We start from the raw sequence: 26,436 nt of genomic DNA on the forward strand, positions 1-26,436 counted from the left end.
CACGCGTGTATGTGGAGTGCCCGTCATCACCATGAGTAATTCCGTTTCCAGGAAAACAACGCCCCGGTCCTCGCCCTATGCGGCGCTTCCGCCGCTGGTCGGCTGGGCCTTCTTCCCCCTGGGTTTCTTCGCCCGCCTGCCCCTGGCCATGCTGACCATCGGCTCCATGACCCTGCTGATCGACTCGACCGGCTCCTACGCCGCCGGCGGCATGGCCGCTGCCATGGTCGGGATCGGTTCGGCCGTGGGAGGGCCCACCATCGGCTACCTCTCGGACCGCTTCGGCCAGCGCCGCGTGCTGGTCCCGGTGGCAGTGGCCCAGGCCATCCTGATCACCGCCCTGCTCTGGTTCGGGGGTGCCGGCCCGCTGGCACCGCTGGGCGTCATCGTGCTGCTGGCCATCCTGGCCGGGGCCACCGGCCCGCAGGTCGGACCGCTGGCCCGCGTGCGCTGGATGGCGCTGACCCGCAAGCGCGATACCGGGGGACGAGAACTCTCCGCGGCGCTGAGCTACGAGTCGATGGTCGACGAACTGGGCTTCGTGCTCGGCCCGGCGGCCGTGGGCCTGCTTGCCGCATTGGTCGCACCCTGGCTGCCGCTGGCCATCGCCGCGGTCCTGACCATCGTGCTGGTCCCGCTCTTCGCGGTGCACCGCACCGAAAAGGCCGTGCTGCCCGCGGTGAAGAACGCCGTGAAGACGAAGCTGGGCGCGCAGCAGGTCACCGGGATTTCCTTCGCCGTGGCCGGCATGATCGGCATGGGTACCTTCTTCGGCGCCAGCGCCGCCGGAACCCTGGCCTTTGCCGGGGCGCTGGGCAATGCGAACATCGGCGGGCTGCTGTACGCAGCGGTCGGGTTCACCTCCGCGATCGCCGCGCTCTCGGTGGCCTTCTGGCCCAGCGGATGGCCGCAAGCCAGCCGCTGGCTGGCCGCGGCGATCTTCATGGTCCCTGCCGCACTGGCCCTGCAGCTTCCCGGGGATCTTGTCCCGATGATTGCCGCGCTGCTGCTCGTGGGCATCCCCGTGGGTCCGGTGCTGGTCACGATCTTCACCCTCGGCGGGGAAGTCGCCCCGCGCGAGCGCCTGTCCACGGTCATGACGCTGCTGTCCTCGGGGATCGTGGTGGGCACCGCCATCGGCAACTCGTTGGCCGGGCTGCTGGCCGATTCCCACGGCTATGCCGGTGCCTACGCGGTGGCTGCCGGGGCAGCCGGGTTGATCCTGGCCGCCGGCATCGCGATGGCGATCCTGCGCCTGCGCCAGCGCCGCGCCATGCTCTCGGGCAACGGTCCGCGCGCCTGAGTGCAACCACCAGGAACCAACGGCGGGCTCCGGCACCGAGGAATTGTTCCTCGTGCCGGCGCCCGCTTTTCGCTTTCCGGGGCTGGATCAGGCCAGTTCGGCCTCGATGGCCAGCGCCGCGGCCTTCATCCGGGCGCCGATGGCAGCGACCTCGCTGGTGTTCGAGCCGGTGCTGTAAACCACCGCGACGGCCGCCGGAAGCCGGCCGGGGACGTTGATGGGTGCGGCCACCGACGACAGGCCCGGGATGACCTCGTCGATGCTGGTGGCATAGCCCTGGGCCCGGGCCACTGCGGCGTTCTGCCGGTACGGGGTCTCGTGGTTCAGGGCGTTCCACTGGGCCTCGGTGAGCGTGGACTGCATGGCGATGCCCGGCGCACCGTGCCCGAAGGGGTGCCGGGTGCCGGGGTGCTGGACCACCGCGGCGTGCACGTGGCGCGGCTCGACCGTCACCAGCGTGGTGCAGTCCGGCTGGTCCCACACGGCAATGAAGGCACACATCTTCAGTTCGTTGGCCAGCACCGTCAGCTCGGGCAGCGCCGCGCTTTGCAAATCGCGCTGCACCCCGCGGGCCAGCACCGCGAGCCCGGGGGCCCCGTGCACCCGGCCGGACTCGTCGCGGGTGACCAGGCGATGGGATTCCAGGGTGCGCAGGATCCGGTAGGCAATCGACCGGTGCACGCCCATGTCGGCTGCCAGCTCCGCAATGGTCCGCGGACCGTCGGCCTCGGCCAGGATCTCAAGCATGCGGATGCCGCGGGACAGGGTCTGCGATGCCGGGGCCGGGGTGCTGGTGGCAGTCATGGGTTTGGTGGCCATCCTCTGTGGGAATCGTGCTGATGTGGCGTTCTGGTTGCCGCCGGGGGTTGTTGGTCAACCGGTGCTGGGCTATGGTGCAAATATAGTTCTTTATTGGAACTATACGTTCGATATTAGAACATTTCCTCCTCCGTTGCGAGGAATTGAACGGCAGGAAATGGATCCGGGAGCACGCCATGATCGTTCCGCGCAACAGGGGAGCCGCAGAGGGCGGCCTTCCGCGCAGGATCGATGCCTCAACATTGCCACATTTCCGCGGCAGCCTCGGGCGTTTTGCCACGGGAGTCGCCATCGTGACCTTTGACGGGGCAACCCGCCGGCACGGGATCACCGTCAACTCCTTCACCTCCGTCTCCATGGACCCGCCGCTGGTGCTGGTGTCCATCGCCCGCAAGTCCAGGGCCCACGACGAACTGGCCAACACCCCTTTCACCGTGAACATCCTGGGTGCCGAGCAAAAGGAGCTGGCCCTGCACTTCGCCGGCCGCCCGAGCCACGATCCAGCCTGGATCGAGGGGGAGATTGCCCCGCGGCTGGCCGGGGTGCTCGCCTATTTCTCCTGCACCCCGTGGGCCGCCTACGACGGCGGGGACCACACCCTGTACCTGGGCGAGGTCCAGGACTTCAACTACCGGCGCGGCGACGCGCTGGCCTTCGCCAACTCCGCCTTCACCACCATCCCCGAAAGCCAGCTCGGCGTCGAGGAGTTGCTCTAGGTCCTTGCCCGCCGCATGGCCGTCCCCTCACGCCACCGCCAGAACCGAAGAAAGCCCACCACGCACAAAGAGGTCTTCACCATGGGAATCCGAACCGGCCAACAGTTCCTGGACAAGCTCGATGCGATGTCCCCGCACCTGGTGATCGACGGGGAGGTGGTTTCGAAGAACCTCACCCAGCACCCGGCATTCAAGAACCTGGCGCTGACCTACGCCAAGCTCTTTGACATGCAGCACGATCCGGCGTCCCAGGACGCCCTGACCTACACCTCGCCCAGCAGCGGGGACAAGGTCAACGCCTCCTTCCTCATCCCGCGCACCCAGGAGGACCTGGCCCGACGCCGGGCCGCGACCAACACCTGGGCGCAGTACTCCAACGGATTCCTGGGCCGCACCGCCGACTACATGAACTCCGCGCTCACCGCCCTGGCCGGCGCCAAGACCTTCTTCGCGCAATCCGACCCGGTGTACGGCCAGCGCATCGAGGCGTACTACGAGTTCGCCCGCGAAAACGACCTGCTGGCCACCCACACGCTGATCCCGCCGCAGGTCAACCGCTCGGTCTCCGGCTCCGAGCAGCTTGGCGGGCAGCTCACCGCCCGCATCGTGGAGGAACGCAGCGACGGGATCATCATCAACGGGGCGCGGATGCTGGCCACCGTCGCCCCGATCGCCGACGAGCTGTTGGTCTTCCCCTCTACGGTGCTGCGCGGCACCCCGGAGGACGCCCCGTACTCCTTCGCCGTCGCCATTCCCAACGACGCCCCGCGGCTGCGCTACCTCTGCCGCACGCCGCTGCACAACGGCGGGAACACCCACGACGAACCGCTTGCAGCGCGCTTCGACGAGATCGACGCGGTCGTGGTGTTCGACGACGTGTTCGTGCCCAACGAGCGGATCTTCATGCTCGGGCACCCGGAGCTGTGCAACGCCTGGTACACCGACACCGGTGCCGGGGCGCTGATGACCCACCAGGTCGTCACCCGCACCGTGGCCAAGTCCGAGTTCTTCCTCGGGTTGGCCTCGGAGATCGGCGCGGCCATCGGCATCGACGGTTTCATGCACATCCAGGAGGCGCTTGCCGAGCTGATCCGCGACGTGGAGATCGGCAAGGCGCTGGTGGTGGCCGCCGAGGCGCAGGCGGCGATGAGCCCCGACGGGGTGCTGCTGCCGCACTGGGACACGTTGAATGCGGCGCGGAACTGGTACCCGAAGATCTCCCAGCGCTTTCCGGAGATCATTCGCATGATGTGTGCCTCGGGCCTGATGGCGCTGCCCGGCCAGGCGGATCTGGAGGTGGCGGGCGATGACATCGCCAAGTACCTGCAGGGCAAGTCGCTGACCGGACCCGAGCGCATCGCGCTGTTCAAGCTCGCCTACGACGCCTCGATCACCGGGTTCGCCGGGCGCCAGTCGCTCTACGAATACTTCTTCTTCGGCGACCCCGTCCGCATGGCCGGGGCCATGGTCAACGGCTACGACCGCGAGCCGGTGCGGGCACGGGTGCGCGAGTTCCTGGCCCGCGACCGGTGACCCGGGGCGGGGCCCGCCTCCGCAGCCGAGCTGTTGCGCCACGGCCGTCGTGCGTGGTGTCGGTCGCCGGAACGGTACAGATTCCGCGCCGAGGGGATGCACGGACGCACCCCGGGCAGCGGGGCGACGTGAGTGAACTCACGATCATGGGTTATCATGGTCACAGTCCAATACCGTCCGAACGGTCGGTATAGCCACACCCACACCGCGCGTAGCGCCCAACGCTGGAGATCCCCATGGCCCGCACCTCCCTGGCTGCAAGCAAGAAACGTTCCGAGGAACGTCGCGTTCTTGCCGGCACGCTGGTCGGCACCACCATCGAGTGGTACGACTTCTTCATCTTTGCCCAGCTCACCGCCACCTTGCTGAGCCCGCTGTTCCTGGAACCGCTGAGCAAGTCGAACCCGGGCTTCGGCCAGATCCTGGCCTTCGCCATGATCGGCATCTCCTTCCTCTTCCGCCCGCTGGGCGCCATCGTGGCCGGCCACCTGGGGGACAAGTACGGGCGCAAGCGCATCCTGGTCGCCACCCTGATCATGATGGGCGCTGCAACCGCGCTGATCGGCCTGTTGCCGACCTACGCCTCCATCGGCCTGGCAGCCCCGCTGCTGCTGGTGCTGCTGCGCATCATCCAGGGATTCTCCGCCGGCGGCGAATGGGGAGGCGCGGCCCTGATGGCCGTCGAGCACGCCCCGAAGAACAAGCGCGGCTACTTCGGCGCCTACCCGCAGATCGGCGTCCCGATCGGCATGATCCTGGCCACCGGCATGCTCTACATCCTGCGCACCTCGATGACCCCGGAGCAGTTCGCCGCCTGGGGCTGGCGCATCCCGTTCCTGCTCTCGGTGGTGCTGATCCTGGTCGGCTACATGATCCGCAAGGCCGTCGAGGAATCCCCGGTCTTCAAGCAGCTGGCGCTGCGCAAGGCGTCCGAGCACACCCCGCTGAAGCAGCTGTTCCAGACCAACACCAAGGAAGTCATCCAGGCCGCGCTGATCTTCATCTCCAACAACGCCGCCGGATACCTGGTCATCGCGTTCTTCATCTCCTACACCACCAAGGTCCTGGGCATGCCGGTCGCACCGGTGCTGCTGGCCACCACCATTGGTGCTGTCGGCTGGCTGATCTTCACACTGGTCGGCGGCTGGCTCTCGGACCACCTGGGACGCCGGAACACCTTCGTGATCGGCTACGGCATCGTCTTTGTCTGGATGATCCCGATGTTCATGCTCATCGACACCGGATCCATCTTCCTCTACGGGCTCTCGGTCTTCGTGCTGACCACCGGGCTGGGGCTGTCCTACGGACCGCAGTCGGCGATGTACGCCGAGATGTTCCCGGCGCACATCCGCTACTCGGGCATCTCCATCGGCTACGCCCTGGGTGCAATCCTTGGCGGTGCCTTCGCGGCGACCGTCGCCCAGATCCTGCTGGAGGAGACCGGCAAATCGATCTCCATCGCCATCTACATCATGGTCCTGACGCTCATCTCGATCGCCGCGGTGCTTTGGGTCGGGGAGACCAAGGGCAACAACCTGCATGTCGAGGACGTGGACCCGGGGCTGCAGGCCGCCCACGACGAGGCGCAGCGCGACCAGCTCGCCTAGCAAGCACACCCGGTGCGTCGCCTCGCGCCAAGCAAGCGACCAACAAGCAAGGGGCCGAGCGGCTCCCGTTCCCCGGTATTTCGGGGAGCGGAAGCGGCTCGGCCCCTTTGCTGCCTGCGCCCGGGCGCTGCCCGGGGTTTCCGGCTACAGGTGGGGGACCAGGGCCAGGATCTCGTAGTCGGCCAGCGAGTCGAAGCGCGAGTAGAAGGCGCTGACCGAGTGAAAGACCCGCGGGGTGATGGCGCAGATGAATTCGTCTACCAGCGGCTGAACCGCCTTGCACGCCGGGGCCGGGGCCACCGGGATGGCCGTAACGATGCGTCCGGCGCCGGCTTCGCGCATCAATTCCACCGCGGCGAGCATTGTCGCCCCGCTGGCCATCCCGTCGTCGACCAGGATCACGGTGCGACCGGCGACCGGCAGCACGGCCTGACCCACCAGGCGGGCCCGCAGCTCGTCGAGCTCCTTGCGGGCGTCGGCCTCGACCTCGTCGAGGATCTCCTTCTCGAAGCGCAGCTGCGCCGAGTCCCAGACCCCGTCGATGTACTTCAGCGAGGTGTGCTCCCCGTAGGCGGCCAGCGCGGCGAAGGCGATGTCGGTTCGTTCGGGCATCACCAGGCGGCGCACCGCCAGGGCGTCGAGCGGCAGCCCCAGCCGCGCGGCGATTTCCGCAGCCACCGGGACCCCGCCGCGCAGCAGGCCGAGCACCAGCGCGTTCGGGTCCCGGGCGTACTTCTGCAGGTCGACCGCCAGGAATTCGCCGGCGGCCGTGCGGTCCGCGAAGCGGTTGGGGGCAATGTGTTCGGGTGTCATGTCTCCAAGTCTGCACCCCCGCGTGTCCGGGCGGGAGCCAAGCCACGACTTGGGCGCCTCTTTGGCCGTCAAACGCCCATTGTTGCGTACTACGATGTGGGCATGAAGCGATCTCCAGCCCTCGTCATGGCTGCGGCGCTGGCCCTGGCGCTGGCCGGCTGCGCGGGCGCACCCGGTGCGCCAGCTCCGGAAAGCACCGCGCCCAGCGTGTCCTTGCGCCTGGACATCGTCGAACCCACCGACGGCAGCAGCCTGCCGCGGGCGGTGCGCCCGACCGCGATGCCGACTCCCACAGCCGTGCCGCCGCCGAAAGCCTGGGCGCCGACACCTGCCATGCCGCCCCCGAGCGGCCCGGTTGCCGCCGCGGTCACGGGCCAGTGGGGCGGGGCGACCGAGGGCTCCCCGGTGCTGTGGTTCTCCGACACCGGCCGCTTCAACGGCAACGACGGGTGCAATTCGCTCGCAGGCTCCTGGGTGGTGGACGGGGCGCGCATCGAGCTGAAGGACACGATCATGACGCTGGTGGCCTGTCTCGGGATGGACACCTGGCTCTCTTCGGCGGCAGCGGTGCGGGTGAAGGGCGACACGCTCCACGTCACCGACGCGGCCGGCCGGGAGATCGGCACGCTGCCGCGCCTCAACCTCGGCTACTGACAACCGCGGTGCGGGCCGGGAGGTGCGGGGGGCGAATCGAACAGGTCCGGCTGCGGTGATTGCCGATTCCCCGGCTACTGCATGATCTTCCCGTTTCCGAGTGGATCCGGCGCCCGGCGAACCCCGACCGCAGTGCCCGGTCGTGGCTGACCAGCACCACGGTTCCCGCGAAGTCATCCAGGGCCCGCTCGAGGTCATCGGCCAGCGCGGGGGACAGGTGGTTGGTCGGATCATCGAGCAGCACCAGGTCCGCGGGCCGGGAAAAGAGCCGCGCCACATCGAGCCGGCGCCGCTGGCCCAGCGACATGGCCCCCACGCGCGCGACCAGTTCCCCGGGCCGGAACAGGCCCAGGGACGGCAGTTGCTCCAGGTCCTCTTCGAGTCCGCGCCCCGAGCCGTGGCAGAAGGCCTGGGCAGTCAGCCAGTGCGCGGGAAACCCGGTGAGATGCTGGCGCAGGTATGCCACGACTTGGTTGGCCGCGCAGGTGACGGAGACCGGCTTCAGCACACCGGCCATGACATCGAGCAACGTGGATTTCCCGGCGCCGTTGGAACCTGTGACCAGTACCCATTCCCCGGCGCGGACCTGCAGCCGGTCGATGTCCAGGCGTCCGGGAACACGCACAACGGAAAGCTCCAGCGCCGCGGGAGAGGGCCGGTCCGCGGGGCCGGTCCGCGGGGCCGGCAACGGGAACCCGGCGGCCACCACGATCGTGCGTGGCGGGAACGCCGGGCGGTCCGGACCACGGGTGGAAGGCCCACATGCCACGCCCCTGGCAATCGGGTGCGAAGAATGTCGATACCCCCTGCCAGCCGATGCACAGCCATCCACGCGGCCGGCCCGGTTCGCGTACCGGTTCCGGAAGGGGCTTTTGGCTATCGGGCCGCCAACCCCGGGGGCCTACACGCGCGCACCGGATGGCCTATAGCATCGGGCGAAGATGCACCCTGCGCGCGGAACACGCGCGCGGAAGGCGGGTCTGCTCCCGGTGCACGCGCGGGAGGAACCCGAAACGCAGGAAAACGAACCCGGAGACAACGATGCACGACCGAACCCCGGAAGCGCCCGTCCCGACGCCGGACCCGGCCCGCTGGAGGGTGCTGGCGGTGCTGCTGGCCACGCTTTTCATGATGATGATCTCGGTGAGCATCGTCAACGTCGTTTTGCCTTCGGTTCAGGTCGGACTGGGCGCCACGCAGGCTGACCTGCAGTGGGTGCTGGCGGGGTACGCGTTGACCTTCGGGGTGCTGCTGGTCGCCGCCGGCCGGGCCGGGGATGTCTATGGCCGCGGGGCGATCTTCCTGGCCGGGGTGCTTCTCTTCACGCTCTCCTCGGTCGCCGCCGGCATGGCCGCCGACCCGCTGGCACTGAACGTTGCCCGGGCCGTCCAGGGCATCGGCTCGGGCCTGATCAACCCGCAGATCATGGGGATGATCCAACACTACTTCCGCGGCAAGGAACGCGGCCGGGCCTACGGCAGCGTCGGCACGGTGCTCGGGCTTTCGGTGGCGCTGGGCCCGCTGCTGGGCGGGACGCTCATCGCCTGGCTGGGCCCGGATGCCGGATGGCGCTGGACCTTTTTGATCAACGTGCCCGTCGGCGTGGTGGCCGTGGTGCTGGCGTTGCGCTGGTTCCCCCGCCCGCTGTTCACCGGCGCGCGGGCCCGTTCCCGCCAGGCGGCCAGGAGCCTGGCCCCGGGCACCGGCGGACCGGTAGCGAAACGAACCGACATGGACCCGGTGGGCGGGGTGCTGCTGGGTCTCGGGGTCTTGGCCGTGCTGCTGCCCTTCGTGCAGGGCAGGCAGACCCCCTGGGTGTGGTGGCTGCTGCCCACCGGGCTCGCGGTGGTGGCCGGATGGGTGCTCTGGGAAAAGAACTACGCGGCCCGCGGGAAATCCCCGATGGTGGACCTGGGGCTGTTCCGCATCGGCTCCTATTCCATGGGCACGGCGGTCGCCGGGCTCTACTTCGTCGGGATGCCCAGCGTCTGGGTGCTGGTGGCGATCTACGTGCAGCAGGGGCAGGGCTTCAGCGCGCTTCAGGCCGGGCTGCTGGGCCTGCCCGCCGCCGCCTGCACGGCCGTCGGCTCGCATCTGGCCGGGATGCGGGTCATGGAGTACGGGCGCAAGATCGTGATCTCAGGGATCGGGTGCGCGCTGGCCGGCCTGCTCATCTGCATCGCCGTCATCGAGCTGCATGCCCGCGGGATGATCGGGATGTGGTGGCTGCTGGCCGGCCTGGCGTTCCTCGGCCTGGCCCAGGGCGCGGTGATATCCCCGAACCAGGCCCTGACCATGCTCGAGGTCCCGCTGAAGTCGGTGGGAAGCGCCGCCGGGGTCATGCAGACCTCCCAGCGCATCGGCACCGCCGTGGGCATGGCGATGATCACCGCGGTCTTCTTTGCCGTGCTGGCTGCCAGCGACTGGGACGTGGCCATGCGCGTGGGGCTGGCCGCGATCGCCGTGGTGGTGCTGGCGACGCTGTGCGTGGCGCTCGCCGACCAGCGCCGGCGCGCCCGCGAGGGCTGAGGAACGGGACCCCGACGATTCGGTTCGCTCGGGGACCCCGGATGCTGCGGCCCGGGCCGGCGGCATTCCATCCCGGGCCTGGTGCCGGGGCTAGCGATCCAGGCGCCGTTGGCGGATGGCGCCGTAGACCCCGGCGACAATCACCGCGCCAACGATGGACAGCACCCAGGTGCGCAGGTTGAAGAGTCCGCCGAGCCCGGTGTGGAAGATGAGGCTGCCGATCCAGCCGCCGACGATGGCGCCTGCCACGCCCAGTGCCAGCGAGGTGAACCAGCCGCCGTTGACGCGCCCGGGCATGATGTTCTTGATCAGGGCGCCGACGACCAGGCCCAGGATGATCCAGCTAACCAGCCCCATCGGGTGCTCCTTCGAGACATCGGGCGCCCGGGTCCCGGGCCGTCCGTGCGGACGGTGCCCAACACCGGACGAGCAACAATTTACGGCCCAAACCGCCGCTACGCAATGCACGGCGGGCGGCGAATCCCGCGCGGGAGTCCGCACCACGGCACCCGCAACCGCACCGGTGTTCAGGACCGGCGGTAAACCGCCGTGTGGCGTGGGCCTTTGGCAGGGATGCCGGGAGCGCGTATGAATGGAGTGAGAAGCGAAGGGGGAAGCGATGCGCGGCGAGGTGCCGGAAGCGGAGAGCCACGTGCCCGACCCCGGACGCTGGCGCATCCTGGCGGTCCTGTTGGTCACCATGTTCATGTCGCTCATCGGGGTGTCGATTGTCAATGTCGTCCTGCCGGCCCTGCAGCAAAGCCTCGGTGCCTCGCAGTCGGACATCCAGTGGGTGCTCTCCGGGTATGCGCTGACCTTCGGTGTGGTGCTGGTGGCAGCCGGGCGCGCCGGGGACGTCTTTGGCCGCGGCGCCCTGTTCATTGCCGGGGTCGCGGTGTTCACCCTGTCCTCGGTGGCCGCGGGGCTGGCACCGGATCCGCTGAGCCTGAACCTCGCCCGCTTCATCCAGGGCGTGGGGTCGGGATTGATCAACCCGCAGGTGCTGGGCATGATCCAGCAGTACTTCCGCGGCACCGAGCGGGGACGGGCCTACGGCGCCATGGGCACCATGGTCGGGTTCTCGGTGGCGATCGGCCCGCTGCTCGGCGGGGCGTTGATCGCGCTGCTGGGACCGGACGCCGGGTGGCGGGCGACCTTCCTGGTCAACGTCCCGGTCGGGGCGCTGGCCATCGTGCTGGCGCTGCGCTGGTTCCCGCGGCCGATGTTCACCCGGGCCGCCCTCCCGGAACCGCAACCGGCGCCCGGTGCCGGGCGCCGCACCAGGCGCCGAACCGACCTGGACCCGGTCGGCAGCACGCTGCTGGGGCTCGGCGTGCTGGGCATGCTGCTGCCCTTCGTGCAGGGACGCGAGAGCACCTGGGTGTGGTGGCTGCTGCCCGCAGGTCTTGCGGTGATCGCCGGCTGGGTGCTGTGGGAGTGGAACTACGCGGCCCGCGGCAACTCCCCGATGGTCGACCTGGACCTGTTCCGCATAAGCTCCTTCACCTTCGGCACGCTGATCGCCGGGCTGTACTTCGTGGGGATCTCCAGCGTGTGGGTGCTGGTGGCCATCTACGTCCAGGACGGGCAGGGGTTCACGGCGCTGGATGCCGGGCTGCTCGGGTTGCCGGCGGCGCTGTGCGCGGCGGCCAGCTCGCACCTGGCCGGGCTGCGGGTCATGGAGTACGGACGCAAGATCGTGATCCTCGGGATCCTGTGCGCGCTGTTCGGGCTGCTGGCCAGCATCGTGGTCATCGAGCTGCACGCGGGCGGGCGCGTGGGCCTGTGGTGGCTGCTGGGCACGCTCGCGTTCGTGGGCATCGCCCAGGGCGCGATCATCGCCCCGAACCAGGCGCTGACGATGCTCGAGGTTCCCGCCGAGCACTCCGGCAGCGCCGGGGGAGTCATGCAGACCTCCCAGCGCATCGGCACCGCGGTCGGCATCGCCATGATGACCGCCATCTTCTTCGCCACGCTGTCCGCCACGGCCTGGGACACGGCCATGAGCGTGGGCCTGGCCTCGATTGCCGCGGTCGTGCTGATCACGCTGCTGGTGGCGCTCGCCGACCAGCGCCGGCGCACCCGGCAGGGGCCGGCGGCCGGGGGCGGCTAGGCCTCCGGGTTCCGCGAATCCCGCAGCAGGGCCGCCACGGTCTCCTCCTCGACCTGGGAGAAGTCCTCGTAGTGGGCGCCGACGGCGGAGAACTCGCGCGGGGAGTGCAGGGCGATGATGGCCGATGCCCCCTCCATGGCGTGCACCCGGTCCCGCGGTGCCACCGGGACCGCGACGACTACCTGTCCCGCCCCGCACCGGGTGACCACGTCCAGGGACGCGTGCATCGTGGCACCGGTGGCCAGCCCGTCGTCGCACAGCACCACGATCCGCCCGGCCACCGACGGCGCGAAGTCGGCGAAGCGTGCGGCCAGCACTTCCAGTTCTCCGGCGGCCCGGTCTTCCACGGCCTGGAGTTCGGTGTTCCCGACCGAGGCCTGCGCGTGGTGGTGGACCGAGGGCACCAGGTACCGGCCGGTGACGGATCGGTAGGAGGCGATGGCGCCGAAGGCAACCTCCGAATGTCCCGGGACCCCGAGTTTGCGCACGGCCAGCGCACCGAGCTCGGCACCCAGTCTTTGGGCCAGCGGGGCGGCGACCGGCAACCCGCCGCGCAGCAGCCCCAGCACCACGGTGTCGGCGCCCAGGCCCTGGGCGGCCAGGACCTCGCCGAGCAACGCGCCGGCCTGCGCCCGGTCGTGGAACTTCACCGCTGCATGCCTGCCCATGCCTCCAGTGTGCCCGCGTTTGGCGACCGGGTGAATACCGGGCAGGGACCCCGGCCGCCCAATATCGCGCCGCCGACGGCCGGGGTCTGCACGCGTGCCCGGATCGACCGGTCACTTGAAGGGGTTCCACCCGGCGGTGGGAAACAGGAACGCCAACGAGGATCGCATCATCAGGAACCCGAGGATGCCCGTGATCCACGGCAGCCACTCCGCTGACGACTTGGCCAGCCACGCGGAGAGCCGCCCCAGCGGGCCCTGGAACCTCAGTCCTGCAACCGCCCGGATGCCGATGACCGCCGCTCCCGGAATCAGCATCACCAGGCAGTAGAGCACCAACAGCCCGGATTGCACCGGCAGGGAATAGGGGCTTTGGGTCAGCAGCCCGATGGCCCCCAGGTAGGGGAGCATGGTGGGCAGCTCCAGCAGCCCGGCGGTGACGCCCAGCCCCGCAATGCCCCACGGGCTGGCCAGTGCCGTGTCCAGCCGACGTGCCCAGCGGCCCTCGGAGCCCGGCCCGGTCTGGCGTGCGGCGTCCTGTGCGGGAGCAGGTGCGCGGCCGGTTTCCGCGGCCGACCGGCCCGCACCCGTGGTCACTGCCCCGGATGAGGCCCTGGCCTTGTCCGGGGTTTTCTTGAAGGACCAGGCAAGCATCCCGGCGCCGAGCAGCAGCACCGCCCACCGAAAGGTCGAAGAGCCCAGCAATGCGCCGGTGAATTCCTTGCTGACCAGATCGACACCGCCGAGCAGCAGCAGCCCGACGGCCAGGTAGAAGCTCCCCAAGACCCCCAGGTAGGCCAGCGCCGAGCGCAGATCCCCGCGCGACCTTGCCCGGAGCACCAGCCACACCGGGATCACCAGGGTGCCGATGCTGGTGGCATCGATCAGGGCCAGCACGGCCAGGGAAGCGAACAATCCGGTGGTTCCAAGCATCATGCTTCCAGCTTCCCCCGGGCACCGGCGTATTGGCGTCGATCAATGGGAGCATCCGGGGTCATCCCTTCGTAGGACACCGGGCGCCGACGCCAAGGCGCAGCGCCCCGAATCCGCCACTTCCTCCGCTTCCGCTGCCCCCGCGGCCCGTGCCTCGCGCGCGCGACCCTGATGAATCTGGCCGATGCACCGGGTTTGTGGCGCGTCGCCCCCGGGCCGCGCGCGCCGCCCAGGCATTCAAGAAGGCACTGAAGGCCGCGGGAACCCCGGGCCTCGCGCGCGCGGGCGCCCGCGACGGACTTGGCAGGGGCACTTCGTGGTGTCGCCCTTGGTAAAAGCACCCCGACGTACCACGATGAAAGGGTGATAGCCGATGACAACGCCACCGCGACGCCCGGGCCCGGCCGTCTCGGACGAGTGCGACCCCAGGACCTGGCCCTGGCGCTGGGCTATGGGGGACTCACCTGGCTGCTGCACGCCCTGGCCATGGACAACGACGGGGCCTGGGGGCTGCAAAGGTACATCGGGTGGTGGCCGCTGCCGCTGGCCATCGGCTGCCTGGCCATTGCCCTGAGGCAACTCCACGTCCTGGCCGCCTCGGCCACCATGGCGGTGGCCGGGATCGTGCTGTTGCTGGTGGGCAGCAGCGGAGGGTTCTTCCTGGTCTTCGAAACCGTCTTCACGTTGGTGCTTTGGGGTGGCGCCAGGGTTTCGCGGGCCGCCGAGCACGGCTCGCTGGTGCTCACGGCGCTGCTGTCGATCGCGATGTACTTCGTGACCGGTTCCGCCGCGATCAGCGTGACCCTCGCCCTGGTTGCGGCGATGGTCCTGGTGATGCCCGCGCAATGGGCGGGAAACATCCGCCACGGCCGGGAGCTGGCGGCCAGCGAGGCACGCACCGCGGCTGCCATGGCCGAGGCCGCCGCGGCGCGCTCCGCGGCCCAAGATGCCGAACACGAACGGATGCTGGTGGCCGAGCGCACCACCATGGCCCGCGAGGTCCACGACGTGCTCTCCGCCCGGCTTGCCGCGATTGCGCTGCAAAGCGGTGCGGCACTGAACGCCCCGCAGAACCCGGCGCTGGCCGCCCGCGCCATGGACGAGATCCGCGCACAGAGCGTCAACGGGATCGAGGAGCTGAACACCATGATCCGCATGCTGCACCGCGGCACCCCGCTCGCGCCGGCCGGGTCGCTGGGCGATGTCCCGGCCCTTCTCCGGACCTACAGCAGCTCGGGGCTCCGCGTCGCCTACCGCAACGAGCTGCCCGGACGGGGAAGCACCCTGGATGCCGTGACCCAGGCAACCATCTACCGGACCATCAACGAGTCCCTGGTCAACTTCGCCAAGCATGCCCCGGAGGGCGAACTCTCGCTCTCGCTGGTGCCCCGCGACGGGTCGGTGCTGTTGACGGCGTCCAACCCGGTGGCCGCCGGGCATCCGGGCGATGGCGGGGCCGCCGGCGTCCACGGCACGGGCACCGGACTGCGGGGCATGCGGGCCCGAAGCGCCGAGCTGGGCGGATCGTTCCGGATCTCGACGGCCAACAACGCCTTCGCGGTGTTCATGCTGCTGCCGATGGGCCACCGCCCGCCGGCAGCGGCCCCGGCGCCGGGGAAACCGGCCCCGCCCCTCGGCCACGCACCTGCCCACCTCAACGAGGGAACCACGTGAGCGCACACCAACCGCCGGAACCGGGCCCCGAATCCCGCGAAGCACCACCCCGGGGTGCGATCACCGTGCTGCTGGCCGACGACCACGCCGCGGTCCGGCTCGGCATGCGCATGGTCGTGGAATCTGCACCGGGATTCACCGTCGTCGGCGAGGCCGAAAACGGTGCCACCGCGGTATCCATGGCCCGCGCCCTGCGGCCGGACGTGGTGCTCATGGACCTGCGCATGCCCGTCATGGACGGGGTTGCGGCCACCGGGCGGATCGTGGCCGAGGAGCTGTCCAAGGTCCTGGTGCTCACCACGTTCGACCACGACGAGTACCTCTTCGGGGCGCTGGCCGCCGGTGCCCAGGGCTTCCTGCTCAAGAGCGCGTCCCCGCAGTCCATCATCGCCGCCATGCACGCGGTGCTCGGAGGCGAGAAGGTGCTGGCCCCGGAAGTCACCGCCAAGATCGTGCACGCGGCGCTCGAGGCGGCGTCCGCGCCCGCCGCGGAAGCCATGGGCATCGACCCGCGCACGGTGCTGACCGGGCGGGAGCTGCAGGTCCTGCGGGAACTCGGGGCGGGCCACACCAACCACCGGATCGGGCGGAACCTGGGCATCGGCGAGACCACCGTGAAGACGCATGTTTCACGGCTCATGGGCAAGCTGGGCGTCGCCTCCAGGGTCCAGGCGGCCTTGGTCGCGCACCGTGCGTTCGCACAGGAACAGGAAATCCGCACCCAGCCCCCGGGCACCGGCCACAGGCGGAACCGGTGACTTCCCGGCCGGCGGGGAGTAGCCTGAACCCGACGCGCCGAAGGGCCCCGTCCACCGTTCGGGGATACCCGGGGCGCCCGGGAAAGGGAACACCATGGCCAAGCTGATCTACGCGTACCTCGCCTCGCTGGACGGGTACGTCGCCGACGCGTCGGGGGACTTCGGCTGGGCGTACCCGGGCGAGGAGGTCATGGACTTCATCAACGCCGCCGAGCGCGACGTGGGCACCTACCTGTACGGGCGCACCATGTACGAAATGATGTCCGGCTGGGAAACCGACCCCGGGTATGCCGCCGGGTCGCCCGGGGACGCAGAGTTCGCCCGCCTCTGGCAGGCCGCCGACAAGGTCGTGTTCTCACGCATCCTTCAGGCGGCGAGCACGAGGCGCACGCGGATCGAGCGCACCTTCGATGCCGGGATGGTGCGGGCACTGAAGGAAACCGCGGCAAAGGACCTCAGCGTTTCCGGCGCCGAGCTGGCGGCCGAGGCGTGGCGCGCGGGGCTCATCGACGAGTGCCAGGTCTTCGTGTCCCCGATGCTCGTCGGGGGAGGCAAGCGGATGTTCCCCGACGGGATCCGCCAACCGCTCGAGCTGCTCGAGGAGCGCCGCTTCGACAACGGCATGGTCTTCATGCGCCACCGCGTGCTGCACTAACCGCCCCGGCGGCGGGATGCGGAAACGTTGCCGCATCCGCAAACACCGCCGGCTCCCGGCACGCAGAAGGAGCCGGGCACGCCGAAGGGGCCGGCGCGCACGCACCATCGCCACGATGGTGCCATGCACGCCGACCCCCCGTCGAACGCGAAGGTCCGGTGGTGCTGCGGGTTGCCGGGGGCCGGCTAGAGCTGGTGGCCCATCTTGAAGCCGACTTCCTCGCCCGGGTCCCCGGTCAGCGCGTTGCCCGGTGCGCGGGTGTAGGAGAAGCCGTCGGCCCCCACGGTCACCGCCATCTCGGAGGAATCGGTGCGCTTGACGACCTCGCGCGGGTTGCCGTCCAGGTCAAGGACCAGGGAGGCCTCGGTGTACCAGGACGGGACCACGGGGTTGCCCCACCAGTCGCGGCGCTGGTTGTCGTGCACGTCCCAGGTGATCACCGGGTTGTCCGGGTCCCCGGTGTAGTAGTCCTGGGTGTAGATCTCGATGCGGTGGTCATCGGGGTCCAGGATGTAGAGGTAGAACGCGTTGGAGACGCCGTGGCGTCCGGGGCCGCGCTCGATGCGGTCGGACATGCGCAGGGCGCCCATCTTGTCGCAGATCTGGATGATGTTGTGCTTCTCGTGGGTGGAGAAGGCCACGTGGTGCAGGCGCGGGCCGTCGCCGCCGGTCAGCGCGGTGTCGTGCACGGTGCCCTTGCGGTGCATCCAAGCGGCGTAGGTGGTGCCTTCCTCGTCCTGGATGTCCTCGGTGACGCGGAAGCCCAGGTCCTCCAGGTAGGCCCGGCCGCGCGGCACATCCGGGGTGACCTGGTTGAAGTGGTCCAGGCGGACCAGCTCGCCGGCGTTGTAGATGTCGTAGCGCTGGTGCAGGCGCTCGACGTGGGTGGTCTCGAAGAAGAACTCGTAGGGGAAGCCCAGCGGGTCCTCCACGCGGACCGCATCGCCGATGCCGCGCACGAAGCCCTCGGTGCGGCGTTCGGTGCGGCAGCCCAGTTCCTTGTAGTAGGCCTCGGCGGCGTCGACGTCCGCGTTGGAGCGCACGCGGAAGGCCATGGCCTTCAGCGCCGCGACCGGGCCGAGGGTCAACACCAGGTTGTGGTGGATGAACTCCTCGAAGGAGCGCAGGTAGATCTGCGTGTCGTCCTCGTAGGACACGTGCAGGCCCAGCATGTCGACGTAGAACTTGCGCGAGGCGGCCAGGTCGGTGACGACGAGCTCGGCGTAGGCGCAGCGCAGGATGTCCGGGGCCGGAACCGAGGGGGTGGGAACGGGGTTGGTGGGTGTCTTGGTCATGACGGGGTTCGCTCCTTCGCGAATAAAGCTGGAAAGTTGGGGGAGTGGCTAGGCGCCGAACTTGGGGGTGTGGACCTCTCCGAGGGTGATGTGCACGGCCTGCTGGTCGGTGTAGAAGTCGATGGAGCGGTAGCCGCCCTCGTGTCCCAGTCCCGAGGCCTTCACGCCGCCGAACGGGCTGCGCAAATCGCGCACGTTGTGGCTGTTGAGCCAGACCATGCCTGCCTCGACGTCCTGGGCGAAGTTGTGCGCGCGCTTGAGGTCGTTGGTCCACACGTAGGCGGCCAGCCCGTACTTGGTGTTGTTGGCCAGCGCCAGGGCCTCCTCGTCGGTGTCGAACGGGGTGATCGCCACGACGGGGCCGAAGATCTCCTCCTGGAAGATGCGGGCGTCCGGGGCGACGTCGACGAACACGGTCGGGGCGACGTAGGAACCGTTCTCCTGGCCTTCGGGCAGGTTCTCCGGGCGTCCGCCGCCGGCCACGACGCGGGCCTCGGTCTTGCCGATTTCCACGTAGCCCATGACCTTGGCGTAGTGCTCGGGGTGCACCAGCGCGCCGACCTGGGTCTCGGGATCGTGCGGGTCCCCGACCTTGATGTTCTTCGCGCGCGCGGCGTAGGCCTCGATGAACTTCTCGTAGATGGGGCGCTCGACCAGGATGCGCGAGCCTGCGGTGCAGCGCTCGCCGTTGAGCGAGAACACGCCAAAGAGGGTGGAATCGATGGCGGCGTCGAAATCGGCATCGGCGAACACGATGGCCGGGGACTTGCCGCCCAGCTCCATGGACATGCCCTTGAGGTTTTCGGCGCAGTTGCGGAAGATCAGCTGGCCGGTGGAGGACTCGCCGGTGAAGGAGATCAGCGGAACCTTCGGGTGCTTGACCAGCGCGTCGCCGGCCTCCTCGCCGATGCCGTTGACCAGGTTGAAGACGCCGACCGGCAGGCCCGCATCCTCGAAGATGGTGGCCCACAGCGAGGCCGAGAGCGGGGTGAACTCGGCCGGCTTCAGCACCACGGTGCAGCCCGAGGCGATGGCCGGGGCGAGCTTCCAGGATTCGAGCATGAACGGGGTGTTCCACGGGGTGATCAGCCCGGCCACACCGATCGGCTTGCGGTTGACGTAGTTCAGCTGGGAACCGGGGACCTTCAGCGCGGTGTCGTGCTGGGCGACGATCAAATCGGCGAAGAAGCGGAAGTTCTCCGCGGCGCGCTGGGCCTGGCCGCGGGCCTGGGTGATCGGCAGGCCGGTGTCGAAGGTTTCCATCTCCGCGAGGCGGTCTTCGGCGGCGACGACGGCGTCGGCGATCTTGTACAGCACCTTGGCGCGGGCGCGGGCACTCATGGTCGGCCACGGGCCGTTCTTGAAGGCCTCGGTGGCGGCCGCGACCGCGGCGTCGATGTCGGCCTTCTGGCCCGCGGCGGCGGTGGCGTAGGTCGTGTTGGTCACCGGGTCCAGCACCTCGAAGGTCTCCCCGTTGATGGAGTCGACGAACTTGCCGTCGATGTAGTGCTGGATTCTCGTCGGAAGGTTCTCGGGAACGAAGTGCTTGCTCATTTACTGGCTCCTTGTGGGGGATTGCGGGGGAAAGCGGTGTGCTGCGAAAAGGGCTAGAGCGGGGAGGCCGGGAGGTTGGCCGCCGCCAGGTAGGCGTTCAGGGTGGTGGTGCGGTGGGCACGGGCCGCCTGTTCGATTTGCGCGGCCGGGGCCCGGGTCTCGATCAAATCCAGCAGCCGGGCGTGCTCGGCCACCGATTCCCGGGCGCGGCCGGGGATGTGGGTGAAGGAGGAGGTGCGCATCACGGCCAGGCGGTTCCAACCGCGGTGCACCAGCTCTAGGATGTGCGGGTTGGGGCAATTGCGGTAGAGCACCTGGTGGAACTCGTTGTTCAGTTCGGTGAAGCGCACCGCGTCGAAGTCGACCAACAGGTCGGCCATGGCCTGGTTGATGGCCCGGGCCGCGGCCAGCTGGCCGGCGTCGATGAACGGGGCGCTCAGCGCGGTGGCCGCGCCCTCGATGATCGCCAGGGTCTGCATGGTGTGCAGGTAGAGCGTGGTGTCCGCGGCGGCCACCATGGCCCCGACGTTTCGTTCGAAGGTCACCAGGCCCTCGGCCTCCAGCCGGCGGATGGCCTCGCGGACCGGGACCACCGAGCAGCCAAGCTCGGCGGCGATGGTGCCCAGCACCAGCCGGTAGCCGGGGGTGAAGGTTCCCTCGGTGATCTTCTCGTGCAGCAGCCGGTAGGCCGACTCTGACTTGCTCGGTGCCATGGCGGGCCTAGATTTCCGGTTCGCCGTCGGCGACCCACTGGTTGTACTTGGCCTTCCAGCCGGTGTTCATCGGGAACAGGCCCTCGATCTTGCTGCCCTTGGACACGTTCAGGAAGACGAAGGTGTCCTGGCGCTCGGATTCGACGACCTCCTCGGCGATCTCGGCGGCCAGGTGCGGCGGGATGACCAGGATGCCGTCGGCGTCGGCGATGACGATGTCCCCGGGCACGATGGTGGTCCCCCCGCAGCCCACGGCCACGTCGGTGTCCCACGGCACGTGCTTGCGCCCCAGCACCGCCGGGTGCGCGCCGTTGTGGAAGGTCGGGATGTCTAGGGCCGATACGGCGTCCAGGTCGCGGACCCCGCCGTCGGTGATGATGGCCTCGGCGCCGCGGACCTGGGTGCGCATCGCCAGGATGTCGCCGAGGGTGCCGGAGCCCTTCTCGCCGCGGGCCTCCATGACCAGGATCTCGCCCGGGCCGATGTCGTCGATGACGCGCTTCTGCGCGTTGTAGCCGCCGCCGTGGGACTTGAACAGGTCCTCGCGGCCCGGCACGTAGCGCAGCGTGCGGGCGGTGCCGATGACCTTGGTCATGCCCTTGGTGGCCTGCAGCCCGTCGACCGAGACGTTGTTCAGTCCGCGCTTGCGCAACGCGCCGGAGATGGTTGCGGTGGCCACGGAGAGCAGCTTTTCCTTGACCTCGTCGGTCAGTGCCTGCTTGCCGGTGATCGGCAGCTCGATGCCCGCGCCGGCGGCGGTGCCGAAGGCGTCGATCCGATCCGCGTCGGTGATCTTGGGCTGGTTGCCGAAGGCGGCGAAGTCCGCCGTGCCCTCCACGACGGTGGTGGACAGGCGCCCGGTGCCCAGGCCGGCGGCCTCATCGTCGACCTGCACCTCGACCGTATCGCCCGGGACGATCACCGAGGAACCTGCCGGGGTGCCGGTGAGGATCACGTCGCCGGCCTTCAGCGTCATCTGCTGCGAGAGGTCCGCGACGATCTGCGCGAAGGAGAAGATGAGTTCTTCGGTGGTGGCGTCCTGGGCGAGCTGGCCGTTGACCCAGGTGCGGATGCGCAGGGCTTCCGGGTTCACGGCCGCCGCGGGAAGCAGCACCGGGCCCATCGGGGTGTAGCCATCTCCCGACTTGGAGCGGATGTTCGAACCCTTGTCGGCGTACTTCATGTCGTACACGCCCAGGTCGTTGGAGGCGGTCACGTACCCGACGTGGCTCCAGGCGTTCTCGACACTGACGCGGCGGGCGTCGTCGCCGATGACCAGGGCGATCTCGCCCTCGAAGGCGAGCAGTTCGGTGCCGGCCGGGCGCTCGACGGTGGAACCGGAGGCTGCCAGCGAGGAGGAGGCCTTCATGAAGTAGGAGGGGAATGCCGGGGTGCGGCCGCGTTGGGCGGCGCGGGAGGAGTAGGAGAGGTGCACTGCAAGAACCTTGCCGGCCTTGTCGAAGATGGACTGGTCGACCTGGACCGGTTCGGTGGCTGTGGCGTCGCTGCTCACGGTTTCCTCCTGTTGTGTATGAAATCGTATACGATCTAGTGTGATCTCGATCTCCCGGCCTGTCAAGGGTTGGCCCGCCGCAAGGGTGTCGGTGCTGGCATGAAATGCCCAAGATCCCCGGATCCATGCGGGAAATCGGTGGCCCGCCCGAGCCGGAAAAGATTTTCCGACAATCCCGCGAAATCGGCGTCACGATCCCGGGCACCCCGGCTCTTAATGTTTGAAACCAGCAAGGTGAACGCCTTTGCTGCTTCGAGAAGGGGTGCACGGAGCGCTACGGCGGGTTCTTGGGGAACCTGCCGCGGCCCGCGGGCACCGGTCAAGCGATGTCGGCTAGCGAATCGGCCGCTGCGTGTCTCGTCTCCTTTGGGGGAGGCGGGGCACGCCATCGTGACGACGCGCGACGTGGTGTGGCCGCGACACGGATTTCACGGCGGGGCCCGGATTCCTTGGGGAGGGTCCGGGATCCGCCGATGCCGTACCCGAGGGGCGGCCCAGGGGCCGCGCGCCGAAACGTCGGTGCGCCATGGAAGTGTATGCGGCAACCATCGTCCCCGTTGCACATCAGGAGCCAACCGACATGCCGGAAACCACAGACGCCTGCCAGCCATGGTGCAACAACCATTTTGGCGGCACCTGCGCCGCAGCGTTCGAACTGTATGAGAAGCCCGCGTCGCTTCGCGGCAGGGAGGCCCTGGCGGGGATCGACCTGCAGGGCGCCGGCGGTGCCACCGGCTGCAACGACCTGGAGCTTTCGGTGGGCAGTGAATTTCTGGACGACGAGGATGAAACCCCCGCGCTGTGGTGCACCCTGAACCTGGCCCTGATTGGTGAGACCTACCGCGGGGAGGCGGCGGCATCGTTCCAAACCAATGGACCGGGCATGAAGAGCGTCCGCGCGCAGCTGGGCAGGTTCCTGGCCCTGATTCGCAGCGGGGAGGCACACCGGGCCGAGCTGGAAGAAGGCATCGCCCCGGCCCGCGCCGGTTGGGCGGCCCTCAATCGGTCCGACCAGCACCCGGACGACTGCCAGCCGTGGTGCCGGGACCACGGCGACGACGGCTGCCGGCTGACCATGACCCTGGGGTTGACCGCCGGGAGTGGTGACCAGAACCTGGTCTACGGCACCCCGGGTGAGGCGGCCGGGGCGGCCGACCTGCTGGCGGCACGGGCAATCTACACACCCGGCGCCGAAGGCAGCCGAGGCTCCTTCCACCTCGCGCTGGACTGCTGGAACACCGTCGGCAACGACCCGGACGGATACCGCATCGACCGCACCGCGTCGTTGCCGGTGACGATGCCTGCCCTGAAGCGCATCCACGCCCGGCTCGGCGACCTGTTGGTTCAGGTGGGAGCCGCCGGCTGAGGACCTTCGCGCAACCACCGGGCGCGGGAAGGTCCTTCGGGACATGGTCGGGTACGGGTACGGGGGCGGGTACGGGCTACTTCCCGCCCAGGAAGGCGACCGCAGCGTTCCTGAACTCCCGGCTGGTCACCGCGTTGGCATGGTCGCGTCCGGCCAGCCAGAGCACGGACTTCTCGGTCTCGCGGGTTGCCAGCAGCTCGGTCAGCCGCGGCATGGTCGTGGCCAGCGCGTCCCCGTCCCCGGCCACCAGCAGCGTGGGCATGGTGGGGACCATCTGCTCGGGGGAGAAGGGCTCGGTCTTGATGGCCTGGATCATGCTCATGAGCGAGAACATGTCGTTGGATTCCACGGTTTGCGCCATGCGCAGCAAATCCGCCGTCGACTCGTCGGCGATCGAGGTGCCGTCGGCCAGGAATTGCTGGGCGGCGTTCAGGTCGAAGGCGGCCAACGGATCGATGCTCGCCGGCCCGCCGAGCACCAGGCGGTTGACCAACTGCGGCTGGGTGCCGCCGAACTCCCAGGCCAGGCGCGCACCCAGGGAGTAGCCGACAACGTCGATGCCGCTGAGCGGGTCGCTTGCCGACAGGGTTTTCGCGCCGTGGTCCATCAACAACTGCAGCAAGTCAGCGCGCATGCGGCTGGGCGTGTAGGCATCAAGGTCCTCGGGCGCCGGGGAGGTGCCGTGCCCGGGAAGATCCACCGCCAGCACCTTGCGGCCGGCCTCGGTCAACGAGCGGACCCACCCGGACTTCACCCAGTTCAGCTCGCTGGAGGAGGCAAAGCCGTGCAGCAGGACCACCGGGCGCAACGCGGTGGGGGAGCCTGGTTCGTAGACGGTCAGGCCCAGTGCGTTGGCGGTGCCTTCGACAAGGTGCTCGTGTGTGGATTCCATGTGGCAGATCCTTTCAGATCCGGAAGGGCTTGGCGAATGTCCCGGCGTTGCGCGGGGCGCTCGTCGGGGCCGCTGCCACTTTGCATGGTGATGTCATGTGGCGATGCGCGGGGCGGTGGTTGCCGGTTCAACGGCCTGAAAGTGTTCGACCACCGGGAACGGATCGTAGAAGCGATGCAGCAGTGCCTTCCACTGGCGGTAGTTCCCCGAACCGCGGAAGCCGACGGTGTGCGCCTCGAGCGATGTCCAGGAGACCAGCAGCAGGAAGTGGTTGGGCGTCTCGATGCTGCGGGACAGCTGCAGCCCGAGGAAGCCCTCGGTGGCGGAAATAAACGGGCGGGCCCGCTCGAAGGCGGCCATGAACTCGTCCTCCATGCCGGCGATGACCGGCAGCAATGCGTGTTCGGTGATCATGGTTCCCAGTGTGCGCCCTGGCGCCGCACCAGGGCGACATTGTGGCGCGGACCGGTCTGTCCGCGCCGCAAGGCCGCTCAGCGGTCGGCTGTCCCGGATTCGAGCAGGGCCTTGAGCTTGCCCAGGTCCTTGCCCATGGCGCGGCGCATCATGGGGTCCATCAGGAATCCGGCGACCTTCGAAAAGCCCGCGGGTTCACCGGTGTTGGCCAGGACCATGCGCGTTGCCGCGCCCTCGTCTTCCCACGTGTAGGTGGTCTGCATGGGGAAGGGGCCCTGGGCGGTGCGCATGACCAGCCTGCGCCCGGGCACCCAATCGACGAACTCGTAGGTGTATTTCAGTTCCCGCCCCATGAAGCGGGCGCCGAAGTCCACCAACGTGCCGGCCCCCAGCGGCGGGCCGCCCCGGTGGACGGCCGAGTCGATGTTCGAGTACCACGACGGGGCGTTGGAAGGATCGGCAGCATAGCCGGCCACGACCGCACGCGGACGCTGGATCACGATCGAGCACGCGACATCGACCATCCTGGCTCCTTGGTTCGCCGCTGCGCCTCAGCGGGCCGTGACGTTCCGGCCGGTGAAGGCCACCAGGCGTTCGAGGCTGGCGGCGGATTCATCGACCAGGGTCTCGTCGGCAAAGCTGTTGCCGCGCATCTGCGGGCTGATGGTGTTCCGGGCGAGCCCCAGCACGTAGTCGGACAGGCCCGGGTGGACCTGAAGCGACTGGCCGGTGGCCGTGGCCAGGTCCCAGGCGTGGACCAGGAATTCGAGGTTCAGGATGTTCGCGACGATGGTGGCAGGAAGCTGGGCGAAGCCCATGTCGATGGTGCCCTCCAGCCCGCGCCTGGTGAAGGACTCGAGCGTCGCCTGGGCGGCGTCGGCCACGCGGGCCTCGGCCGGGGCGGAGGGGTCATCGAGCAGTTCCAGGCCCAGGGCCTTGCCGATGCCGTGCACCGAACCGATCAGGTGGTCCACCAGCTGGGTGACGCTGAAGTTTTCGCACGGGGTCGGCAGCCCGTTGTCGGCGGGCGTGAGCTTGTGCAGCACCCGCTGGACGACGGCCAGGGTTGCCTCGGCGCTGGCCAGCTCGTTGATCGGATCCGGGATCGCGGCCCAGTCATCGGCCCCGGCATCGCCCTCGGTGGCAAGGCGCACCAGGCGGTCCAGGAAGTGGTTCCAGCCCTCGGTGTGCCCGGCGACCTCCTCGGGGGCAAGGCCCTCGTGCAGCAGGGTCAGGCGGGTGCCGCCGTCGACCGGTTCCAGGGTGATGGTGACGGTCGAGGTCGCGGATTCGCTGCCTTCCCAGCCCCAGTCGAAGACCAGGCGCTTGCCGGGCTCGACCTCCTTGATGGTTCCGGCCGCTGAATGGCCCGGGGTGATGGTCCAGCGGTATTCGCCGCCGGCGCGCAGATCCATGCGCGCCGCGACGGTCTGCCAGCGACGGAGCCGCTCGGGGCGGGTCACCAGCTCGAAGGCGGCCTCGGGATCGATCGGGAGGAACACTGATTTTTCAATGGACATGGGGTATCTCCTGTGGGTGTGTTCATGAATGATGTCCCGTGGCCTCGTCGACCAGCAGCTCGAGCTCCGAGGTCCAGAAGGACTCCAGCGATCGGCGCAGCGTGGCCATCCCGGACGGGTCGAGGCGGTAGAACCGGTTGCGGCCGTCCTTGCGGGCGGTGACCAGGCCAACCTCTGCCAGCAGCAGCAGGTGTTGGGAGATGGCTGAGCGGGTCACGGGGAAGCGCCCGGCCAGTTCCGTGACGGTGCGTTCCCCGTCGGCCAGGATGTTCAGCAGGGCGCGACGGGTTGGTTCGGCAGCGGTTTCCAGGACGTCGGGCACAAAAGATACGTTAGTCGTCGCTAACGCATCGCGCAAGGGCTCGCGGGCGGGCAAATCGACATGCCGGGAAACTTT

At 69.1% G+C, this 26,436-nt stretch carries 26 protein-coding genes; 11 read left to right on the plus strand and 15 right to left on the minus strand.

Features of this window, described 5'->3' with window-relative positions:
* The first annotated feature begins 31 nt into the window (after positions 1-31).
* Positions 32-1,303, plus strand: a complete 1,272-nt coding sequence (locus JOF46_RS11100; protein WP_209907337.1) for an MFS transporter — start codon at positions 32-34, stop codon at positions 1,301-1,303.
* A gap of 87 nt (positions 1,304-1,390) precedes the next feature.
* Here the strand turns inward: JOF46_RS11100 and JOF46_RS11105 are convergent, their stop codons facing one another.
* Positions 1,391-2,107: an IclR family transcriptional regulator gene (locus JOF46_RS11105; protein WP_209907338.1), complete on the minus strand. Its 717-nt coding sequence runs from the start codon at positions 2,105-2,107 to the stop codon at positions 1,391-1,393.
* Positions 2,108-2,298: 191 nt separating this feature from the next.
* Between JOF46_RS11105 and JOF46_RS11110 the strand changes: the two genes are divergently transcribed.
* The 3 genes from JOF46_RS11110 to JOF46_RS11120 all read left to right on the plus strand — a co-directional run bounded on the left by JOF46_RS11110 (position 2,299) and on the right by JOF46_RS11120 (position 5,978).
* Entirely contained in the window at positions 2,299-2,838 is a 540-nt protein-coding gene (locus JOF46_RS11110) for a flavin reductase family protein (RefSeq protein WP_209907339.1), read from the plus strand.
* An 81-nt stretch (positions 2,839-2,919) separates the two neighbouring features.
* On the plus strand, positions 2,920-4,371 hold the full coding sequence (gene hpaB / locus JOF46_RS11115; RefSeq protein ID WP_209907340.1) for a 4-hydroxyphenylacetate 3-monooxygenase, oxygenase component: 1,452 nt from the start codon (positions 2,920-2,922) through the stop codon (positions 4,369-4,371).
* A gap of 236 nt (positions 4,372-4,607) precedes the next feature.
* Positions 4,608-5,978 carry an MFS transporter gene (locus tag JOF46_RS11120; RefSeq protein WP_209907341.1) on the plus strand — a complete coding sequence of 457 codons (1,371 nt, stop codon included), beginning with the start codon at positions 4,608-4,610 and terminating at the stop codon, positions 5,976-5,978.
* 144 nt (positions 5,979-6,122) lie between these two features.
* On the opposite strand, the gene JOF46_RS11125 is transcribed toward JOF46_RS11120, so the two are convergent.
* Positions 6,123-6,791 carry a phosphoribosyltransferase gene (locus JOF46_RS11125; RefSeq protein ID WP_209907342.1) on the minus strand — a complete coding sequence of 223 codons (669 nt, stop codon included), beginning with the start codon at positions 6,789-6,791 and terminating at the stop codon, positions 6,123-6,125.
* Between the two features lie 102 nt (positions 6,792-6,893).
* On the opposite strand from JOF46_RS11125, the gene JOF46_RS11130 reads away from it, so the two are divergent.
* Entirely contained in the window at positions 6,894-7,445 is a 552-nt protein-coding gene (locus JOF46_RS11130; protein ID WP_209907343.1) for an META domain-containing protein, read from the plus strand.
* Here JOF46_RS11130 and JOF46_RS11135 read toward each other — a convergent pair.
* Entirely contained in the window at positions 7,429-8,070 is a 642-nt protein-coding gene (locus JOF46_RS11135; protein WP_209907344.1) for an ATP-binding cassette domain-containing protein, read from the minus strand. The two genes, JOF46_RS11130 and JOF46_RS11135, sit on opposite strands and share 17 nt — an antisense overlap.
* Positions 8,071-8,486: 416 nt before the next feature.
* On the opposite strand from JOF46_RS11135, the gene JOF46_RS11140 reads away from it, so the two are divergent.
* On the plus strand, positions 8,487-9,974 hold the full coding sequence (locus JOF46_RS11140; protein WP_209907345.1) for an MFS transporter: 1,488 nt from the start codon (positions 8,487-8,489) through the stop codon (positions 9,972-9,974).
* Between the two features lie 90 nt (positions 9,975-10,064).
* Here JOF46_RS11140 and JOF46_RS11145 read toward each other — a convergent pair whose 3' ends face one another.
* Positions 10,065-10,331, minus strand: coding sequence for a GlsB/YeaQ/YmgE family stress response membrane protein (locus tag JOF46_RS11145; protein WP_209907346.1), 267 nt, complete (start codon positions 10,329-10,331; stop codon positions 10,065-10,067).
* Between the two features lie 262 nt (positions 10,332-10,593).
* Between JOF46_RS11145 and JOF46_RS11150 the strand changes: the two genes are divergently transcribed.
* Positions 10,594-12,087 (plus strand): MFS transporter, encoded by a 1,494-nt coding sequence (locus JOF46_RS11150; RefSeq protein ID WP_209907347.1) that lies wholly within the window; start codon positions 10,594-10,596, stop codon positions 12,085-12,087.
* On the opposite strand, the gene JOF46_RS11155 is transcribed toward JOF46_RS11150, so the two are convergent.
* Positions 12,084-12,755: a phosphoribosyltransferase gene (locus JOF46_RS11155; RefSeq protein ID WP_209907348.1), complete on the minus strand. Its 672-nt coding sequence runs from the start codon at positions 12,753-12,755 to the stop codon at positions 12,084-12,086. The genes JOF46_RS11150 and JOF46_RS11155 overlap by 4 nt on opposite strands.
* 111 nt (positions 12,756-12,866) lie before the next feature.
* Positions 12,867-13,688 (minus strand): GAP family protein, encoded by an 822-nt coding sequence (locus JOF46_RS11160; RefSeq protein ID WP_209907349.1) that lies wholly within the window; start codon positions 13,686-13,688, stop codon positions 12,867-12,869.
* 360 nt (positions 13,689-14,048) lie between these two features.
* On the opposite strand from JOF46_RS11160, the gene JOF46_RS22725 reads away from it, so the two are divergent.
* The 3 genes from JOF46_RS22725 (at position 14,049) to JOF46_RS11175 (ending at position 16,772) form a co-directional block, all read left to right on the plus strand.
* Positions 14,049-15,359, plus strand: coding sequence for a sensor histidine kinase (locus tag JOF46_RS22725; RefSeq protein ID WP_209907350.1), 1,311 nt, complete (start codon positions 14,049-14,051; stop codon positions 15,357-15,359).
* The gene (locus JOF46_RS11170) at positions 15,356-16,117 is read left to right on the plus strand and encodes a response regulator (protein WP_425355051.1); all 762 of its coding nucleotides are present in this window, start codon (positions 15,356-15,358) and stop codon (positions 16,115-16,117) included. The genes JOF46_RS22725 and JOF46_RS11170 overlap by 4 nt, the downstream gene beginning before the upstream one ends.
* A 94-nt stretch (positions 16,118-16,211) precedes the next feature.
* On the plus strand, positions 16,212-16,772 hold the full coding sequence (locus JOF46_RS11175; RefSeq protein WP_209907351.1) for a dihydrofolate reductase family protein: 561 nt from the start codon (positions 16,212-16,214) through the stop codon (positions 16,770-16,772).
* Positions 16,773-16,957: 185 nt separating this feature from the next.
* Here the strand turns inward: JOF46_RS11175 and hpaD are convergent, their stop codons facing one another.
* Genes hpaD through JOF46_RS11195 form a run of 4 tightly spaced genes read right to left on the minus strand, consistent with a single transcriptional unit; the run spans position 16,958 to position 21,847 of the window.
* On the minus strand, positions 16,958-18,067 hold the full coding sequence (gene hpaD / locus JOF46_RS11180) for a 3,4-dihydroxyphenylacetate 2,3-dioxygenase (RefSeq protein WP_209907352.1): 1,110 nt from the start codon (positions 18,065-18,067) through the stop codon (positions 16,958-16,960).
* Between the two features lie 48 nt (positions 18,068-18,115).
* The gene (gene hpaE, locus JOF46_RS11185; protein WP_209907353.1) at positions 18,116-19,621 is read right to left on the minus strand and encodes a 5-carboxymethyl-2-hydroxymuconate semialdehyde dehydrogenase; all 1,506 of its coding nucleotides are present in this window, start codon (positions 19,619-19,621) and stop codon (positions 18,116-18,118) included.
* A 53-nt stretch (positions 19,622-19,674) separates the two neighbouring features.
* The gene (locus JOF46_RS11190) at positions 19,675-20,334 is read right to left on the minus strand and encodes a GntR family transcriptional regulator (RefSeq protein ID WP_209907354.1); all 660 of its coding nucleotides are present in this window, start codon (positions 20,332-20,334) and stop codon (positions 19,675-19,677) included.
* A gap of 7 nt (positions 20,335-20,341) precedes the next feature.
* Positions 20,342-21,847: a fumarylacetoacetate hydrolase family protein gene (locus JOF46_RS11195; protein WP_209907355.1), complete on the minus strand. Its 1,506-nt coding sequence runs from the start codon at positions 21,845-21,847 to the stop codon at positions 20,342-20,344.
* A gap of 580 nt (positions 21,848-22,427) precedes the next feature.
* Between JOF46_RS11195 and JOF46_RS11200 the strand changes: the two genes are divergently transcribed.
* On the plus strand, positions 22,428-23,213 hold the full coding sequence (locus tag JOF46_RS11200; RefSeq protein ID WP_209907356.1) for a hypothetical protein: 786 nt from the start codon (positions 22,428-22,430) through the stop codon (positions 23,211-23,213).
* Positions 23,214-23,289: 76 nt separating this feature from the next.
* Here JOF46_RS11200 and JOF46_RS11205 read toward each other — a convergent pair whose 3' ends face one another.
* The 5 genes from JOF46_RS11205 to JOF46_RS11225 form a co-directional block, all read right to left on the minus strand.
* Positions 23,290-24,105, minus strand: a complete 816-nt coding sequence (locus JOF46_RS11205) for an alpha/beta fold hydrolase (protein WP_209907357.1) — start codon at positions 24,103-24,105, stop codon at positions 23,290-23,292.
* A 93-nt stretch (positions 24,106-24,198) separates the two neighbouring features.
* On the minus strand, positions 24,199-24,519 hold the full coding sequence (locus JOF46_RS11210; RefSeq protein WP_209907358.1) for an antibiotic biosynthesis monooxygenase family protein: 321 nt from the start codon (positions 24,517-24,519) through the stop codon (positions 24,199-24,201).
* A 77-nt stretch (positions 24,520-24,596) separates the two neighbouring features.
* Positions 24,597-25,043 carry an SRPBCC family protein gene (locus JOF46_RS11215; protein WP_209907359.1) on the minus strand — a complete coding sequence of 149 codons (447 nt, stop codon included), beginning with the start codon at positions 25,041-25,043 and terminating at the stop codon, positions 24,597-24,599.
* A gap of 27 nt (positions 25,044-25,070) precedes the next feature.
* Positions 25,071-26,039, minus strand: a complete 969-nt coding sequence (locus JOF46_RS11220; protein ID WP_209907360.1) for a TIGR03086 family metal-binding protein — start codon at positions 26,037-26,039, stop codon at positions 25,071-25,073.
* Positions 26,040-26,061: 22 nt separating this feature from the next.
* Positions 26,062-26,361, minus strand: coding sequence for an ArsR/SmtB family transcription factor (locus JOF46_RS11225; protein ID WP_209907361.1), 300 nt, complete (start codon positions 26,359-26,361; stop codon positions 26,062-26,064).
* Between the last annotated feature and the right edge of the window lie 75 nt (positions 26,362-26,436).

Origin of the sequence: Paeniglutamicibacter psychrophenolicus (assembly GCF_017876575.1) — a bacterium.
Lineage (GTDB): Bacteria > Actinomycetota > Actinomycetes > Actinomycetales > Micrococcaceae > Paeniglutamicibacter > Paeniglutamicibacter psychrophenolicus.